The following is a 16,750-nucleotide window of genomic DNA, read 5'->3' as shown; positions in this document are numbered from 1 at the left end:
TAACTCACTTTGTAACTAGATCACTTTTGTTTAAAAAGCCACCTATTATAGGCGGCTTTTCTTTTACATTCTCCATCCAAATGATTTTTTAACCTATGCATTTAATGAATTATTATGGTCCGGCTGTTAAAGACCAATTTAGTTTTGCTTGGTATACTGAATTAAGCTCAGCATTCATTGTCTCTGGAAGGTTCAACTCGATATCAGAAAAATCATAATCAATTTGATAGACACCAGCTTCTTTAAATGTACCAAGAGAAACACTGGTATCGTTAGAAAAAATAGTTTGATCATCAATCTTACCTATTACTGCCAAGGATTCATTCTCTTGATTAAAATCGGTCACTTTTTTTACTATGCCATTTTTCAACGAAATGCTGGTATTTGTTGACAAAGCGTTTAAACCAGATGTAAATTGACTCAAATTCAAACCTATCGTCCAGTTTCCTTGTACACTAGAATCTAATTTATAACGGATATAAGGCTTATAATCCGTCCGAGTATAAGATTCCGCATCTAATGTTTTCATTTGCGGATAAGGCGAAACTGTCACCGTACCAAATAAGAAATCCGGAATGTTGATTAAGGTATCATCTCCACTTTGATTGAGATTAGGTTCATCAGGATCATCGATTCGAACAAACTCTTCTGCTTTTAGTGTTTGATCCATATTTCCCGTCATTTCAATTTTAGCCTGTAAAACTTGATTAGCAACTCCTCTAGCGGTTGTTTTAAACTGAATTTCTATAAATTTGTTATCACCTGATGCAAGTGTTACTCCGTCTAACTGGATCCCATTTTGCCACTGTTCAGGTGTAACTATCAATGATTTGGTAGAACCATCAACCAACTTCACAACTAGTTGATCCGGCACTGATAAACCGTTAGACCACTGATTAACCTTTAGTTTTAAATCCGTCAGTACATTTTCTCCCGTATTTGTCAAACGACTGTTCCATTGAACTTGGCCATCATTGTCAACGATTTTAGGAGTCGCCACTAAACTAAGATCTGCTGAAGAAAGTCCTCTTTTATAGTAATATACAAGTTCTATATCTCTTGTCACATTTGCAACCGAAACAGATTCATTTGGAAGTTTTATTGTTCCAGGAGCATCTGAATAATTTTCCCAGCCGACATAGTGCCATGTATTACCATTATTATCCAAGACCTTATCTTGAGGTACAAAATTATATTCTTCACCAGAAACTACTTTATTTGTTGTACTAGGGTTGGACGTTATATCAAGTAGTTCCGAATGATCTTCATCATTCACCCATCGTTCGGTTATTTTATGTTCTGCTTTTTTATAGATATAGTGAACTTCAGTAGCACCCTTCATCGGCAATGAAACAGGTGTTGTTCTTTTCGTATTTGCTGCATCAGAACTCAATCTCCAGCCTTCATAAATCCAAGACACACCATTAGAATCTTTTTTAGGACTTTCAGGCGTAAAAAGGTATTCAGCATCTTTTTCTACAGATATCGTCTGATTCCAACTGCTGTCGATCGTGGCACCTTTTTCATCTACATATTTTTCAGTCAAATCAACAGCATTGATTTTCTTATAAACGATATGCACTTCATCTTTTTGCTCTTCAAATTCTGCACTGAAGGTGATTTTTGGTGGATAAGTCGTATCTATTTTAGCCTTATTATTTGCTCCTTTATACCACCCTTGGTACTTATAAACCTGCTTATCGATTGTATATGTTTCAGGAAGCTTGTCTCCATTTTCCATTGTATAAATGAACGGGCTAGACGTTAATTCAGTTCTTTTACCATTAGTATAACCAGTAGGTGCGGTAATCGATGCACCAGTTTCATCTTCAAACATTTCTTTGATCCCTTTGTTATACGCGTATAACGTCATTCCTTCCCCATCAGTCCCATAATAATCGCCAGATGCTTTTACGCCTGCTGCATTTTCATTCACTGATATACGAGAATACCCTAAATAGGAAACTATTCTATTATTTGGGTCAATAGCTGTTCCCTTTGTCTGAATAAAAGTTCCATCTGCCTGTTCTTCCCACAAAGAGTCTATTAATATATAATTTGACCGCTTCCAGACAGAAAAATTATCACTGGTCGATCTCCAAGCACTAGACATGTCTTGAACGGTGCTATTGGAAAAAAATCCGTGTAAGTCAGGAACAGGAGTTACTCCTGAAGGAACTTCTGTTGAAAAATATTTGACATAAGGAACAGGCGTTGTTATTTTCCAATCTGCCACTCCTTTTTGGTACCCTATTTGACGCATTGTCCTATACTCATTACCACTGCGGTCAAAGTAGAATATATTTGATTGTCCATCCGTCCTGAAAGAAATCGGCTCATCATCTAGCAACTTCCTTGAGTTATTCGGACCTTCCGGAATATAGCTGACGCGAATTTCTCTTCCTTCTAAAGCCAACTGCACGGGGAATGTTTCCCCTTTATGATCTAAAAATCGAACGTACGTATCTTTGACTGCTGGCAAATCTTTATCCTCATAAGGAAGCGTATAAGCCTGGCTTTTCATTGGTAAACAAAATAAACTTAACAGTAAAAACAACAATCCGATTATTTCCTTTGTTCTTTTCATCTTTCTCCCACTTTCTACAAATATCCTAATCAGTATTTCTTATTCTATAGATTTTTATAGCCAACAATCCTACACCAATGATCGGCATGATCAAATACCACCACTTAAAAGGAGAATCCTCCTTTTTATCAGCCATTGTTCCATTTTCTGTAATGGTTAATTTTTCAGACAAATCCCAAGTTTTATCACTTCCAAAAATAGTTCCTTCAAACAAATATGTACCATTTTTAATGTCTTTTTCTTCAAGCTCCATTTCAAATAAAAGGGTGCTATTTGGCGCAAATTTTACTTGATCCAGTTTTCTTTCAGAAATCAATTTTTTATGCCCTTCGGTATATAAATTCCCCTCTATACTCAAATCTCTAACAATTTCCGGATAAGGGTTTTGAATTTCTATTTGTAAAGCTCTTTTATTTTCAGAAGATACGATTCGAATTTGTCTTAAAAGAATATCTGTTTCTCCATAGAAATCTACTTTTTCATCTTCAGTCAAAAGTAACGCAATAGTGTAGCTCAAAGCATTTTTGATTGCAACCCCCTCGCTAGTTTTCTCTGCATTATTTTTCTTTGAGATCGTTATTCCTCCCAAAAGAATCCCTTTAAATGATTTTTCAGGGATAGATAACTCAATTTCTGCATACTTTTCTGAATTTCTAGCAACGGTAATTTCATTTTTTTTAATCTTTGCAATATGAGAAAACTGAATATCTCCATTCTGATCAACTTCTTGTTTTTTTTCATCATAAACAAGAAGACCATTTTTGTTCGTTGTAGCTTGATTGATCATTATTAAAAAAGTCTGCTTAGTATCAGTATGATTACTTACTTTAACTTTTATTACCTGTCTTTTTTTCGGCTCGACCAATAATTGAAAGTAATTGGCTTGATCATCAATTTGGTTTTCCGGCAAAATTGCCTCTACATCAAAAGAGCCATATTCTTCATTTTCAACTGCAAATATTGTGCATTGAAAAAAAGATAAATATATAACAAAATATATCGCATAACGAATTATTCTTTTTACGGTCAATAAATCACATCCTTTCGATGATTTAAAAGCCTGTTTTAAATAAAAAATGCTTCTTTAACCAGAAACAGGCAGCCTGTCTGTTTGTGAAAATAGTACTATAAAAGAGAAGAAAAAACAATAGGAAATCGCATTTTTTTATTTAATTTCTATCTCAAATTGAAAATATTAACACGATTTTCACTCCTTAAATACAAAAAATCATAAATATATCTCATTTCAACATTGTAAATCTTACGATTAATCCCTTTTCTTAGAAGATAAGGACTTTTACGAGCAAGTATTTTTATCAATCATTTTGTTAATATTTAACACGTCTTTTATAAAAGTGAAAAAAATCACATTTGTTACTACTGTGTTTTGTCATAGCTAGCCCACCTAGAAACAAAAAAAAGCTCTACTCTTTGTTTGACAAAGAGTAGAGCGAATTAGTTCAAAAATTATTGAGCGACTGGATAAACAGACACTTGTTTTTTGTCACGGCCTTTACGTTCGAAACGTACTACGCCATCAACTTTAGCAAATAAAGTGTCATCGCCACCAATACCTACGTTAGCTCCTGGATAAATTTTAGTTCCGCGTTGACGGTATAAAATCGATCCACCAGTAACAGTTTGGCCATCAGCACTCTTAGCGCCTAAGCGTTTAGATTCTGAATCACGTCCGTTGGAAGTAGAACCTCCACCTTTTTTATGGGCGAATAATTGTAAATTCATATTTAGTAACATCGTCTGCACCTCCTATTTTTTGTTTATGGTTTTGACTTGAATAAATTCAAGGTTTTCTTGCTCGACTGCTTGTAAACCTAACAAAAGGTTTTCCAAGAGAATTTGGGCAATATTGGTTTGTTCCTGATTTGCTTTTGAACTCATTTCAACATAAAGGTAGCCACCTTCAGCTTCATTGGTTTCAACGATCGGTTCAAAACCTGCTAGAGCATCGATACCATTGACCGTACTGATCGTTAATGCAGAAACTGCTGCACAAACGATGTCACTGCCATATGGTCCAGATTCAGCGTGCCCAGTTACTTCAAAAGAAATGATCTGACCTGCATCATTTCGTTTAAAAGAACTTTTAATCATTGATAGGCCTTCTTTCCTATGCAACTTAAAAGAATTATGCGTTAATTGCTTCGATCACGACTTTTGTATATGGTTGACGGTGACCTTGTTTACGGTGAGTGTGTTTTTTAGGTTTGTATTTGAAAGTAACGACTTTCTTTTGTTTGCCGTGTTTTTCAACAGTTCCTTCGACAGTTGCACCTGCAACAGTTGGAGCTCCTACTTTCGTAGATTCGCCACCTACTAAGATAACTTCGTCAAAAACAACTTTTTCGCCAGCTTCTACGTCTAATTTTTCAACGTAAATTGCTTGACCTACCTCAACTTTTACTTGTTTACCACCAGTTTTGATAATTGCGTACATGCTATACAGCACCTCCTTCTTCTAGACTTAGACTCGCCATCCCAAGTGATGAGAATCTCATGCTTAAGACTTGTTCTGTGCGGTTGTAGCTGTGGAGACCACAATTACAACAGTAATACTATATCAAAATAAGGTAAGAGAGTCAATGAAAACTTGAGTTTTCCGTTACTTTCTCTGCTTCTAAAAAAACTTTAGCGTTATTTCTAATTAATGATTGACTTTGTTTTACATGTTCATTATAATAAATTTTGTCGTGTTATTCATGCGCCAATAGCTCAGCTGGATAGAGCACTCGCCTTCTAAGCGAGCGGTCGGGAGTTCGAATCTCTCTTGGCGTATAGAACTGCAGAAAACGATGACTAATTTCTTTTATTAGCCATCGTTTTTTTTATAGTTTTTCAATTACTAAGTCTGGTCTTTTAATTAATTCCTAAAATAGTCAAATTGGGATTTCTTCCTTTTACTTTATTTATCATATTACTATCCATAACAACTCGAACACTCAATTTATCTCCTGCAGTTAACTTTACAATGTTAGCTCCTGATCCTGATAATAACAGCCCTTCTACATTGGTAGCCATAGCTGCACTAGATATCAACGTATCATTTTTATACAGCCTAACATCCGCCCAACCATTTGCACTAGCCCACAAAATCGAAGCTGAATAATTTACAAGAGCGTTAATTGATTTATTGACAGTGACATCATTAGTATTTACAGTGCAGAAATTTTCATTACTGGTTAACACAGTACCTTTATCTAACGGTAATTTATTATTGCTAGAAGCCAACACATATTCACCACTAGCTACGAGCCCAAAATAATCGGATTTTGTAGCAACTATTTCCCCCTGTGATTTCAATCCATCCGTAAAATTCTTCACCCCAGCAATATCTTCATCACCCGTTTTTTTCACCAATGTTTCATCTAGCCCATCAATCGCGCTTGTATGCGTCTTCGGATAAAGTAAATTCCCTTTTTCTTCTAATTGTACGATATCTGCCATTATACTGATCCCACCTTATTAAATGTTATTGTTGGTAATGTATCTAATTTTTTCTTATCTGCCGCACTCATCAACCCGTTTACTGTTTGAGTTGCAACAGCAGTCGTTGTTGCATTTGTTCCAGCAGGTCCTTGAGGGCCAGTTGCTCCTTGTGCACCTTTTTCTCCTTGAGGACCTTGTGCTCCTGTTAGTCCTTGCGGGCCTGCTGGACCCGTGTCTCCTTTTTCCCCTTTGATCGTTGTGATCCCTTCAACTGCACTTACATGCGTTTTTGGATAGACAACGACGCCATCGCTTTTTAATTCAACGATATCTGTCATACTGATCCCACCTTATCTATTGTGATTCCTGTCCCTTCAACGCCTAAATCCTTTGCTGTCAGTGTGATATCTCCTGTTTTACCATTGATAGAGGTCACACCTGTTCCTACATTTTCGATACTTTCAAATCCTAGAATCGCACTTACATGCGTTTCCGGAAACACTTGGCGTTTCACACCTGCTGTGTCTGTTTCCATAACTTTTTTGATTTCTACTTCATTTGCCATTAAACGGAGCCCACCTTTCGTAAAAAGAATGTATCTTGTTTTTGACTGTCGATTTCAGCAATGACCAATGCTGAAGCTTCTTTTTTATGCGGCACTGTCCCTACTTTTGTCATACCATGGTTCAAGCTGAATTTATCATCACGAATCGTTCTTAAAATACCTGTTTCTCCGCTTTTCAACGTGAAATGAGATTGTTTTAGCTCTTCGATCAAATTCAGCAGATTCCCCGCTGCGTTCTCATCTAGAATGGTTTTAATAGAAGCAAACCACTCATCGAAGGCTGCTCTTTGAACAGCAGTCCACTGATCAAAACGCTCCTGATTTGACGTGATCCATCCTTGAAATTCATTGATGATCCGCTGTAATTCTGCTTGTGCAACGAGATACCAGTCATCATAAATTTCCTGACAGGTTTTCACCCATTCTGTAAAATAGCGTAAGATTTCTTCAAAGGTCCAAATATAATTACTGTCTTTGATTCCATCTTCGTAAATACTTTCTTTTACTTGATAAGCAAAATCTCTCGTTGAAAATTGCTGACGCCAGCTTAGATCCTTTTGGAGTTCTCTAAAGCTGAAGTAGGCTGTATTTTCTCCCACTGACTGCATATCATAATTGGTTAATGTATATTGAATTTTCCCTTTTTTTGCATCAATGATCTTAGTCACTTTCTGTTCAGATAGTCCTAAGCCGGCATGATGTCCTTGTTTCACGCAGAAAAAGGGAGTTAAATTTGAAATGTCTTTTGGTTTGCCGTGTTCTGTGATCGTAACATCCAACACTTGAGTGCCCTCGTCGAACTGACGAATGACCATCGTTGGAATGTTGTCATTCGGTTGTGTGATGGATAAAAAAATTGGATAAACGATAGACATTCACTCACTCCTTTCTAAAAATCGATTATTTGGGCGGGATGACGATTGAGCTGATCTCACTCGATCCGACCCATGTTCGTTCGTATCTTTCTATAATTTGACCTTTGCCAATATTTTGTTCGTAGGTTTGAAAACCTCCAGCAGTTAATCCTCTGATAACGCCGGTGTGTCCATAGGTATAATCAACATTAAAGCCTCCGATATTTCCGCCACGCCTCCAATTGATGATTGCGCCTGTAACTAGGTCTTTGTATTCAGGTTGAAAAATGACTCTCCAACCCACTGCTGCCCAATCGTACGAACTACCGATATCAGCTGCCGCAGCTGTGTTTCCAATCACGTGACTTAAACCATATTGAGTTTCTGCGCCTAATCCACAACCACCTAAAAAGCCTGAATATTCAGCCGGTACAGCATAGCACTGTCCATTCCCCCAATATTGGCCCACTAATGATTCTAGATGATCCAATCCTGCTTTGCCCGCTCCTGTTGACGGCTTTAAATCTTTAAATTTGTTGTACCATTCTTGTGCATAACCTTGTCTTTCTGGGTGAGCATTTTTAGGACGTTCAAAATTCATTTCAAAAGCATAGGCTGCCGTCGCCGGGTCCGTAAGTCCTTTAAACCCATCAACCCCAGTTGGATTTACTACACCAATCCACTGACCATTATACATACACCAATCAATCAGTTTTGCTTGAGCTAATGTTGATTTATAGTCATTGGTAATCCCAGCAGCTCCAACAAGACGTTTAACATACTCACGACCATCCCAAGTCGGACTTCCAATCAGTGGATAACTTGAACCATCCCACTGTACTAAACCATAAGCTGGCCCATCTATTTGATCTGTATCAGGATCCATCGTTCCGCCCGTTTCTTGTTGAACATTTCCTAAAATTCCAGCTGCTGCAGCTTGGCTGTACCCATTAGAGACTAGGTAACTCCATAAATCCCAAGCAAATTTATCTGTTTGAGTTGTTATTTCCGGAGGATATCCTCCACCAGTTCCACCATTACCACCGCTACCATTACCGTTTCCAGTGATTTCTTTCCCATTCAAGAAGAGTTTTCCTTTTATGTGTAACTCACCTTCTAAAGTCAGTTTACCTGTAACGTGTAAATCGCCTTTATGCTTCCACTCTGCTCTAGAATTCAACTTAGGATCTTCCATTGTACTTTCTTTTGGAATTTGGATGACATAATTTGATATCCCATCCTTATCCTTACTTCCAGAGTTTAAAGAAAAAATAAATCCTGGTTGTTGAGTGACTGCAAAGCCATTTACAACGCCGTTACTCAAGGTTGCATTTATAGATCCAAGCCGCTTATTCGCTTTTTTATCACTAAAAATAATCGTTCCATTAAGAATTTTTATTTGGAAAGCATCGTCTAATGTTCGAAATTCACAACCTTCTATCAAACGTCCTCTGATTGTTCCTGCTTGAATAAAATCTGCATTGAATTTACCATCGATCGTCCACGCTGTCTTGAAATTATCTAAATTGAATTTGCCATCGATAAAACCGATACCTTCACTGTTAGCTACTAAAAAATGATCACTTGCTTCAAGGGAATCTTTATTCATCCAAACCATCTGATACGGTTCTCGACTATCAGACTTTCCTGTTTCGATCCCGTTCATCAATTTGATCGATCCGCCTTTTGCTCCGCGAATAATATCATCTTGCCATTTAGAGATTTCTTCTGAATCATAAAATGTCATCTTTTTTTCTTCTAAGGAAGCAACATTTCCTTTTAAATCTGATGCGGCTTTTGACATACTTTTTGTGATATTATCTCCTAATCCAGCTTCCACTTTTCCTGTCAAACGATCGATTTTGACTTTAAAAATCCGTGTTTGATAATGGTAGTTGCGTTCATGATGATGGATCGTCACTGTGTTCCCGATCGCATCGCCGCCTAAGACTTCTGTTTTAAACTGTGTGAGCGGGCGAGAATAGTTCACAAGTGCCTCATAGGTTTGTTTTAGTAATTCTTTTGGCTCTTCAACTTCATCAAAAGTGATGACCTTTTCTCGTTTTCGCATTCCGCCATTTTTTAAAGGAATGCCATATTGCTTCGTCATCTCAGGAAATTCCAGCCAGTTTTGGCCTTTTGGTTTGTCTAACGGATCGCCGTTTGATTTTTTCCATTCGATCGTTGTAAATTCAGCACGTTTCCCTTTACCATCACCGACATCTTCTCCGCGTCCACGACCGATCAAGCTTGTATAGACTTCATTGCGGTCTTGCTTTTTAACAATACTTAGTGCTTTATCACCATACGTAAAACGCTGATTGCCCTGTATACCGATCTCACGATAGACTTCTACCCATTTTTCAGTGATCCCAATACCGTCGATCTTATATTTAAACAGGATTTCACAGCCTTTAGTCTGTAGCTCTTTCAAAGAATCACGAATCGATAAATAGCTAAAGTCTGCTGTTACTGAAGGGAGTCCACTATCTACGTGACCGATCTGCCATTCTGTCTCTTGTAATAACTTTTGAAGCGTTGATTTAATAGAAACATTTTTTACCGAAATATTTTTTATGACATATGAATCCAACTCATCCGGTGCAAAAGCGATACCTACAAATGAAAGAATATTTTCAGCTTCACTATCGACAACAATCCGGTACAAGCTGTAAAAGTCTTTACTTTCCTTTACAGCCATATAAGAGGCCCCTTTTAGTTCCTCATCATAAATTGTGGAAACATTCAAGGTATCATGGAGCAATTCTTCTTTATTGCTTGTGATCTCTTTTTCCTGAACAACCTCTACTAATTCCTTTTCATTTACGATCCGAAGAAGGTGTTGCTGTTCATCAAAAAAATAGACACTTGTCATAATTGCACCTCCCGATAAGCGATCGTCATTGGACCATTACTACATGTGATCGTTTGCCCTTCCTTAATACTGAAATTTTCAAAATCACTTTCTAAGTCCAATAAAAAGGTTTGGTCGATTCCGTTCACAAATACTTTGCCTTTTAAGAAATCAAATACGACCTGATCATCAGCACTTAAGTTATAGCTGGTAATTTTTATTGTCTTATCTTCATTTTGAATCAACAGTGTGCCAAATTTGGCAATCGTCACAGTGATTTTTTCAGGTGTCACTGGATATGGTAAATAAGTTGTGATTTGGCTGTCAGTTGATAGCAAAAGCGAATACTTTTTGGGATCATTACAAAGTAGTTCAAAGCTTGCGATGATATTATTCGTATCGCCACGCACCTCGTCTGTTGTGACATATTGACCGTAATAGTGGTAATCAAGCTCATCTTTAAAGCGCAGCTCGACATCCTTTTCCCGATAAAGCAGCTGCATCAAACGATGGTATTTTTTTTGCACATCCTGAGCATTTTTGCCCATCAACTGATAGGTGACTTTGATCGTTCTAGCAGGTAATTTTTGATTTAATTTGATACTTCCAACTTGTGTGTTCTGTGTTTCGATGTCCAGTGATAGCATTTCTCGGCCGGTAACAGCTAAGGTTCGATATCCTTCGATCATTTTTTCGATATAAACACCGTCATACATCATTGCAGAAGAAGGAAGGATCAACTCATCTTTATGACCTTTTTCTAGTGTGTCTTCAAAATAATACATCTCTTTCCTCCTTCTAAAATGCTAAATTGATTGCAGCATCTTGTCCCATTGCTTCAGAAATATCTGAGACAAAAGCTTTAAACTGCTGGTTGCCAAAGTTGATATTGAATGTTGCAGGTTGCTTTTCTTTTTGCTGTGTTTGTGTGCTGCTGGAATGAACAGATAATTGTTGAACCGTGTCGACTTGTTGATCTAAGCTGTCTAAACTTGGTAATATCACTTTAGAGGCTAAGTCATCCATCGGCTGATCGATCACATGAGCATTTCGTTCGATTCCGATAGCAAGACCAGCTGGGAGCATGGCTCCGATTTCATCACGCATCCAACGGGAAGGTGAGTGGATGTTGAATTTTTCTGCCAAAAAGTTTTTGACTCCATTTCCAAAAGCTTCTAACTTTTCCCAAACCCATTTTGCTCCTTTGGCAATTCCGTTAGCTAAACCTTTAATAATATTACTTCCTATTTCAAACAAGTCTATTCCTGTAACTGCTTTGATAATTTCATTTGCTACTTTCCATCCCGCCGTTGATACATCTGGTAAAATATCAATGATTCCGCCGATAAAGGTCATTAATAGTTTTCCAGCTGCTAGTAAAATATCCGGCAAACTATCCCATAATCCTTTACACAAAGCGCCTACGATTTTAATTGCTGCATCAATTAGAGTTGGTAATTGCTCTAAAAGTGTACCCACAAGAGTTGTAATCGCTTCTAATGCTACTGGTATCAATTTAGGTAATACAGATGCTATTCCTTCAGCAAGTTTTGTTAATATTTCGACCCCTTTTTGGATAATTTCAGGTAATTTATTAGTCACATTTTCTGTGAATGACTGAATAATATTTGTAACGGTTGTTATGATTTGGTCTTTATTCGCTAAAATACCGTCAACTAGAGCAAGTAATAAACCTAGTCCTGTCAATAATAGTTGGGGTGCTGCAGATAATAAGCTTGTTGCTAATGATTCTATCAGCATTAGAGCTGCTGGAATTAAAGTGGGTAAGCTGTCAATTACACCTTGAACCAAGGCATTAATCAAATTGACAGCACTTTGTATGATTACTGGTAAATTGACTGAAATCGCTTCTGCTAAACTTGCTACTAATTGCGCTCCTGAAGTAATCAAATCAGGTAGCTTGTCAGTAATACCTTTAACAAAATTGGTAATAAGCTCTGGACCTTTTTCAATTACCATAGTCAGCATACCTTGAATCTGTTCCCCAAACTGATTATTAATTAATCCAAAGCCTGCAAGTGCAACACCAAGTATTGCAGCTGGACCAAGCAATTTAAGAGCAACACCAAAAACGGACGATAGCCCTTGAACCATAGTACTTAAAGCTGTAGTACCCACACCCGCTGATTTTTGAAAAACTGATCCAATTCCACCTAAAGATTTTGTTAGTAATGGTACATTTTGAGTGGCATTTTTCATTCCTTCAGAGATAGATTCAAAGAAAATTTCTGCATCAATTGCTTTTAAACCAATTTTATCCATTGCAGAGGCTACTCCTGATTCCATGCTCAACATTGATAAAACAGTTTTGGGCGCCAAATTACTTACGGTTCTAGCTACGTCATTCGTAAATCCACTAACTTTCGTCTCTACACTATCAAATGCAGGCAAAATGCTTCCTGGAATACTTTTAAATGAAGACCCTACTTTTGAAAAGACACTACCTACTTTATTCGTAGCACTTTCAGATTTTGATGCAAATAAGTCAAAAGCTCCTGCAGCCTTACCTATTTGACTTTGGGCCATTCCACTAAAGTTTGTTACTATTCCTTGAACATTTGACATACCAAAACTTTCTAACATGGTATTTAAAGAAGAAAACGATTCTTTTACTTCATTAAAATTTGCAGTTATGTTAGAAGAATCCATTGGTGATGAAAACAATTTATCTACACTTTGATTTACACGTTCTAATTTACTAAACACGTCATCTAATGAGCCATTTAATCCTTTGTCTATAGCGGACAATACTGCTATTACATCAATCTTTTTTTCCATTTAGTTCCTCCTTTCTAATAAATTTTACGAATTAAAGTTTGCGATCCAATTCTGGAGTTTTTCTTTTTCTTGATTTTTCGGCAAGCTAGGGTCTTTTCCGAGGATTCGCTCCTCTGCTTTTTGATAATTGAAGAATTTCTCAAAGGTTCGATAGACAGGTCTTCCTTTTTTGGTTTGTCCAGCCATGACCGTTGCCCAGGCTTGTAAATGAATATTGTATTGCTGATCTAAGCTTTTTAATTGATAGGCCTTGATCCGCAACTCGTATTCAGGAATCGTCAATCGATCGATCTCATTGAGGTCTTCGATATTCAAATAACGCAAACAGTTAAGCTGCACTTGAGCGTAACTTGCATCAAAATCATTTTCTTCCGAGTTTACAGTTCGGCTTCCTCCAGCATTTTGTTCACCATCATCGCTGTATATTCGGACTTTTTTAGTTCTTCAATGACCACTTCAAATAAAGTTTGCGTACCATGTTCTTCCACATATGCTTCTAAATCCTTGATCTGGACTCTTGGTTTTTCTGTTAAATTGGCGATCAATAACGTTTCAAAAAGTGTGTCGACATCTGATAATAATAAATTCGAGATGATCGCCCCTACACCTAATTTCAATTTCATTCCGCCGCGTTCAACAGAATAACGTTGATTGACTTCTTTTAAAAAACCATATCCAAATTTAAAATTTACTAATTTATCGTTAATTGTAAGCTCCATGATTGTCCTCCTGTTTTTAAGAGTCCGGGACAAAACGAGAAAACAGTTTTGTTCTGGACTCTACTTCTTAATAAACGGTAGCCAAAAGTCAGGTTCTTCAGCAATTTCACAAAAAACGAGCAATACAAAAAGCGTATTGTCCTTTTTTACTCCAATTGTTCAAACCTAAACGACTTTTGTCTCATCCTCTTATCTATCGTTACTCAGCCGCTTCTACTTTGACTGTATCTTTAAATTCATAATCGCCGCCTTCAGTCGTATCAACGACTAATGAAGCGAATCCGTTTTTACCTGCGCCTTCGATGGCCCATTCTAATGAATATTCCACTTTGTTTTCCGCGGAATCTGTTTCTTCAAATGAGGTGAAAAAACCTTCAAAATATTTAGCTTTGTATTTGCCTTCATTTGCACCTGTACCGATTTCTTTTGTATTGATGCGCCAAATTTGGACACGTTTGTTTTCATCCATTGCGCTTTCTAATTTGTCGATTTGTGTTGAACCGATTTTATAAAGTGTTGTTGCTGAAACCGTTGTTTCGGTCGCTCCTGGTGTGACTACGCTGCCGTCTTTCGTTACAGTTGATTCACTTTCTTTTGATTTTGAATACCCATTTTCTGTGCTGTAAGCTAAGCCCCACGCTTGTTCATTTCCTTCGTCTTCGGCTAAACGAAAACGCCATACTACATCTACTCCACTTAATGCTGTCATTTATTCATTTCCTCCTTCAACTATTGCTGGTTTTCCAGCTCTTTTATACGGTGTTGCGATCGCTTTAATTGAGATGCAAGCTGATTCTTTTTACGCTGTTCTGCGTTTACCCTTTTTTGCAGCTTCTTGATAACTTTCAATTGTTTTTTTATCGCCTTATCCTGCTGCATCAAAGAAACATCTAGTTTCATCCTGCATCTCCTCTCATTTAACGTCTCGGGCGACTTGTGTTACTTGATGAACCTAGTATATAAAGAAATCACCAGTCTAAACTTCCGATTTTCTTTTAAAACAGTCCCAGTTCTCTGTCACTTTTCTTTCAACAGTTGAATCCTTCCCTGATCATTTACGTTAAAAAGTGGGTTGAGTATGTTAAAATAGGAAAGAAATCAACAATAAAAGAGGAAGGGAAGAATGAACATGTTATTGAGCGAGTATAATGAAGAATTTTCAGCATTGATCCACCAATACCAATTAACTGAGGAACAACTTCGTTTTACAGGCACACCTGAAATTCCCTTAAAGATCGCTTTAACAAATCCTTTCATTCATCCGATCGTAGGAATCGAAAATGGACGCTTAACTAATTTTTTTGTATTAGACGAAAAGAAAGATGTCTCTTTATATACTGAAAATGAGCATGCGATTTTACTACGAACTTTTTCGACAGACTCCCGCTATCAAGGGCAAGGCTATGCAAAAAAAGTCTTGCAGCAATTACCAAAGTTTACTCAAGAACTCTTTCCAGCAGCTGATGAGATCGTTCTTGCTGTAAATAAAGAAAATAATGCAGCGCAAGCTCTTTATAAAAAATCTGGTTTTTTACCTATGGATAAGATTGTCGAAGGGATAGCAGGTCCGCAATATGTAATGGCCATGGGATTGCTTTAAAAGGAGGCTGAATCAACGATGAAAAAAATAATAGAAAATGAGCGGTTGTATTTAAGAGAACTTTCAGAAGATGACCTTGAAGATTTATGTGCCATTTTACAAGATGAAGAAACGATGTATGCGTATGAAGCCCCATTTACTGATGAAAAAGTGACCGATTGGCTCAACTGGAACTTAGCCAGTTATCAAAAAAATCAATTTGGTTTATGGGCGATCGTTGATAAAAATGAAGAGAACTTTGTTGGTCAATGCGGCATTGTTTATTCAGAAGTGGAAGGAAAAAACTTACTAGAAATTGGTTATTTGTTAAACAAACGATATTGGCACAAAGGATATGCCAGTGAAGCTAGTGCCTTATGTTTAAACTATGCAAAAAATATCCTGCAGGCTCAAAAAATTTGTTCGATCATTCGAGATACAAATAGTGCTTCTCAAAAGGTGGCTGAAAACAATGGTATGACCATTGTTCAGGAGTTTTATAAAGATTATTCTGGTCTGCCAGTGAAACATTATGTTTATAGCATTGATTTAGTGAAGTAAACCGTAAAAAGAAAGTGGTGAATTCTGTGCTCTTTTTAGATCACACGCCTGATTTAAGCCCAATCGATTTAGAAATTTACAAATATGTTGCTGCTCATATCGATGAGGTCGTCTATATGAGGATTCGGGAACTAGCGAAAGAAACCCACAGCAGTACAGCCAGTATTCTTCGTTTTTGTCGAAAATTTGGCTGTGATGGATTTTCCGAATTTAAAATCAAATTGAATCTTTATCGAAAAACCTTAGCTGAACCCATAACGACACATGCTGTTGACGAAACCTCGTTCACTAATTTTATACAGCGATCAACTGAAACGTTTTATCAAGAACGAATGCAGGCTGCCGTAAAATTACTTGCTGAAAAAGATCTGGTTCTATTTATTGGAACGGGCTCTTCAAAAATCATTGCAGAATATGGTGCGTTGTACTTTTCTTCTATTTTTAGTATGGCTTTTCATATTGAAGACCCTATCAATCACCCAGTAAACTTTTTCAACAAAAGCATTGCAAAAAACGTCTGTGTCATTGCTCTTTCTGTCAGTGGTGAAAATGAAGCGATCATCAATTACTTAAATCATTTTCTTTCTAATGATTGTGCGATCATTTCGATCACAAATAGTGAAAAATCAACGATTGCCTCTTTATCTGATGTCAATATCCCATACTATATTTCGACAGAGAGAATCGGTGACAGCGATATCACCTCCCAAGTCCCTGCGCTTTATACTGTAGAATACTTGGCTAAAGAAGTGCAAAAAAATAAACAAGCGAGCACCTAAGAGGCTGCT

General features: G+C 37.1%; 19 protein-coding genes, 1 tRNA gene and 1 other annotated feature. Of the genes, 4 read left to right on the top strand and 16 right to left on the bottom strand.

The genetic code is table 11. The annotated features are described in order from the left end of the window. Window positions 1–112: 112 nt before the first annotated feature. The 5 genes from H3T55_RS05410 to rplU form a co-directional block, all read right to left on the bottom strand. Complete coding sequence (locus H3T55_RS05410; RefSeq protein ID WP_225533654.1) at window positions 113–2,587, bottom strand: WxL domain-containing protein; 2,475 nt, start codon at window positions 2,585–2,587, stop codon at window positions 113–115. A gap of 25 nt (window positions 2,588–2,612) precedes the next feature. After that, a complete protein-coding gene (locus tag H3T55_RS05405; RefSeq protein ID WP_225533653.1) occupies window positions 2,613–3,617 on the bottom strand; it encodes a DUF916 domain-containing protein in 1,005 nt (334 codons plus the stop codon). A 437-nt stretch (window positions 3,618–4,054) separates the two neighbouring features. Next, window positions 4,055–4,342 carry a 50S ribosomal protein L27 gene (gene rpmA, locus H3T55_RS05400; RefSeq protein ID WP_010762831.1) on the bottom strand — a complete coding sequence of 96 codons (288 nt, stop codon included), beginning with the start codon at window positions 4,340–4,342 and terminating at the stop codon, window positions 4,055–4,057. Window positions 4,343–4,354: 12 nt separating this feature from the next. Continuing rightward, window positions 4,355–4,699 (bottom strand): ribosomal-processing cysteine protease Prp, encoded by a 345-nt coding sequence (locus H3T55_RS05395; RefSeq protein WP_225533652.1) that lies wholly within the window; start codon window positions 4,697–4,699, stop codon window positions 4,355–4,357. Window positions 4,700–4,733: 34 nt separating this feature from the next. Then, window positions 4,734–5,042, bottom strand: coding sequence for a 50S ribosomal protein L21 (rplU, locus tag H3T55_RS05390; protein WP_069661579.1), 309 nt, complete (start codon window positions 5,040–5,042; stop codon window positions 4,734–4,736). 19 nt (window positions 5,043–5,061) lie between these two features. Then, window positions 5,062–5,137: a sequence feature (ribosomal protein L21 leader region), on the bottom strand. Between the two features lie 169 nt (window positions 5,138–5,306). Between rplU and H3T55_RS05385 the strand changes: the two genes are divergently transcribed. Then, window positions 5,307–5,380, top strand: a tRNA-Arg gene (locus H3T55_RS05385). Window positions 5,381–5,461: 81 nt separating this feature from the next. On the opposite strand, the gene H3T55_RS05380 is transcribed toward H3T55_RS05385, so the two are convergent. From H3T55_RS05380 to H3T55_RS05330, 11 genes are all read right to left on the bottom strand, one after another. Continuing rightward, window positions 5,462–6,049: a hypothetical protein gene (locus H3T55_RS05380; RefSeq protein WP_225533651.1), complete on the bottom strand. Its 588-nt coding sequence runs from the start codon at window positions 6,047–6,049 to the stop codon at window positions 5,462–5,464. Next, window positions 6,049–6,369 carry a collagen-like protein gene (locus H3T55_RS05375; protein WP_225533650.1) on the bottom strand — a complete coding sequence of 107 codons (321 nt, stop codon included), beginning with the start codon at window positions 6,367–6,369 and terminating at the stop codon, window positions 6,049–6,051. The genes H3T55_RS05380 and H3T55_RS05375 overlap by 1 nt, the downstream gene beginning before the upstream one ends. Continuing rightward, window positions 6,366–6,596, bottom strand: coding sequence for a hypothetical protein (locus H3T55_RS05370; RefSeq protein WP_225533649.1), 231 nt, complete (start codon window positions 6,594–6,596; stop codon window positions 6,366–6,368). The genes H3T55_RS05375 and H3T55_RS05370 overlap by 4 nt, the downstream gene beginning before the upstream one ends. Further along, window positions 6,596–7,471, bottom strand: a complete 876-nt coding sequence (locus tag H3T55_RS05365; RefSeq protein ID WP_225533648.1) for a phage baseplate upper protein — start codon at window positions 7,469–7,471, stop codon at window positions 6,596–6,598. Before H3T55_RS05365 ends, H3T55_RS05370 begins: the two co-directional genes overlap by 1 nt. Before the next feature lie 25 nt (window positions 7,472–7,496). Then, a complete protein-coding gene (locus tag H3T55_RS05360) occupies window positions 7,497–10,328 on the bottom strand; it encodes a phage tail spike protein (RefSeq protein ID WP_225533721.1) in 2,832 nt (943 codons plus the stop codon). Then, window positions 10,322–11,089: a distal tail protein Dit gene (locus H3T55_RS05355; RefSeq protein ID WP_225533647.1), complete on the bottom strand. Its 768-nt coding sequence runs from the start codon at window positions 11,087–11,089 to the stop codon at window positions 10,322–10,324. Before H3T55_RS05355 ends, H3T55_RS05360 begins: the two co-directional genes overlap by 7 nt. A 13-nt stretch (window positions 11,090–11,102) precedes the next feature. Then, the gene (locus H3T55_RS05350; RefSeq protein ID WP_225533646.1) at window positions 11,103–13,103 is read right to left on the bottom strand and encodes a hypothetical protein; all 2,001 of its coding nucleotides are present in this window, start codon (window positions 13,101–13,103) and stop codon (window positions 11,103–11,105) included. A 24-nt stretch (window positions 13,104–13,127) separates the two neighbouring features. Beyond that, complete coding sequence (locus H3T55_RS05345; RefSeq protein ID WP_225533645.1) at window positions 13,128–13,427, bottom strand: hypothetical protein; 300 nt, start codon at window positions 13,425–13,427, stop codon at window positions 13,128–13,130. A 53-nt stretch (window positions 13,428–13,480) separates the two neighbouring features. Then, window positions 13,481–13,822 (bottom strand): tail assembly chaperone, encoded by a 342-nt coding sequence (locus tag H3T55_RS05340; protein ID WP_225533644.1) that lies wholly within the window; start codon window positions 13,820–13,822, stop codon window positions 13,481–13,483. 199 nt (window positions 13,823–14,021) lie between these two features. Further along, complete coding sequence (locus tag H3T55_RS05335) at window positions 14,022–14,531, bottom strand: phage major tail protein, TP901-1 family (RefSeq protein ID WP_087640993.1); 510 nt, start codon at window positions 14,529–14,531, stop codon at window positions 14,022–14,024. A gap of 20 nt (window positions 14,532–14,551) precedes the next feature. Next, window positions 14,552–14,722, bottom strand: coding sequence for a hypothetical protein (locus H3T55_RS05330; RefSeq protein WP_176372832.1), 171 nt, complete (start codon window positions 14,720–14,722; stop codon window positions 14,552–14,554). A 223-nt stretch (window positions 14,723–14,945) separates the two neighbouring features. Between H3T55_RS05330 and H3T55_RS05325 the strand changes: the two genes are divergently transcribed. The 3 genes from H3T55_RS05325 to H3T55_RS05315 are packed head-to-tail and all read left to right on the top strand — an operon-like array spanning window position 14,946 to window position 16,741. After that, entirely contained in the window at window positions 14,946–15,422 is a 477-nt protein-coding gene (locus H3T55_RS05325; RefSeq protein ID WP_225533643.1) for a GNAT family N-acetyltransferase, read from the top strand. 18 nt (window positions 15,423–15,440) lie between these two features. Continuing rightward, on the top strand, window positions 15,441–15,962 hold the full coding sequence (locus tag H3T55_RS05320) for a GNAT family N-acetyltransferase (RefSeq protein ID WP_225533642.1): 522 nt from the start codon (window positions 15,441–15,443) through the stop codon (window positions 15,960–15,962). A gap of 17 nt (window positions 15,963–15,979) precedes the next feature. Continuing rightward, on the top strand, window positions 15,980–16,741 hold the full coding sequence (locus H3T55_RS05315; protein WP_225550116.1) for a MurR/RpiR family transcriptional regulator: 762 nt from the start codon (window positions 15,980–15,982) through the stop codon (window positions 16,739–16,741). Window positions 16,742–16,750 lie beyond the last annotated feature (9 nt).

The sequence above is a fragment of the Enterococcus sp. S22(2020) genome (genome assembly GCF_020295385.1).
In the GTDB taxonomy this organism is placed as follows: Bacteria; Bacillota; Bacilli; order Lactobacillales; family Enterococcaceae; genus Enterococcus_L; species Enterococcus_L dunnyi.
The sequence above is the reverse complement of the archived record's forward strand: the minus strand, read 5'-3'. Positions and strand labels throughout refer to the sequence as shown.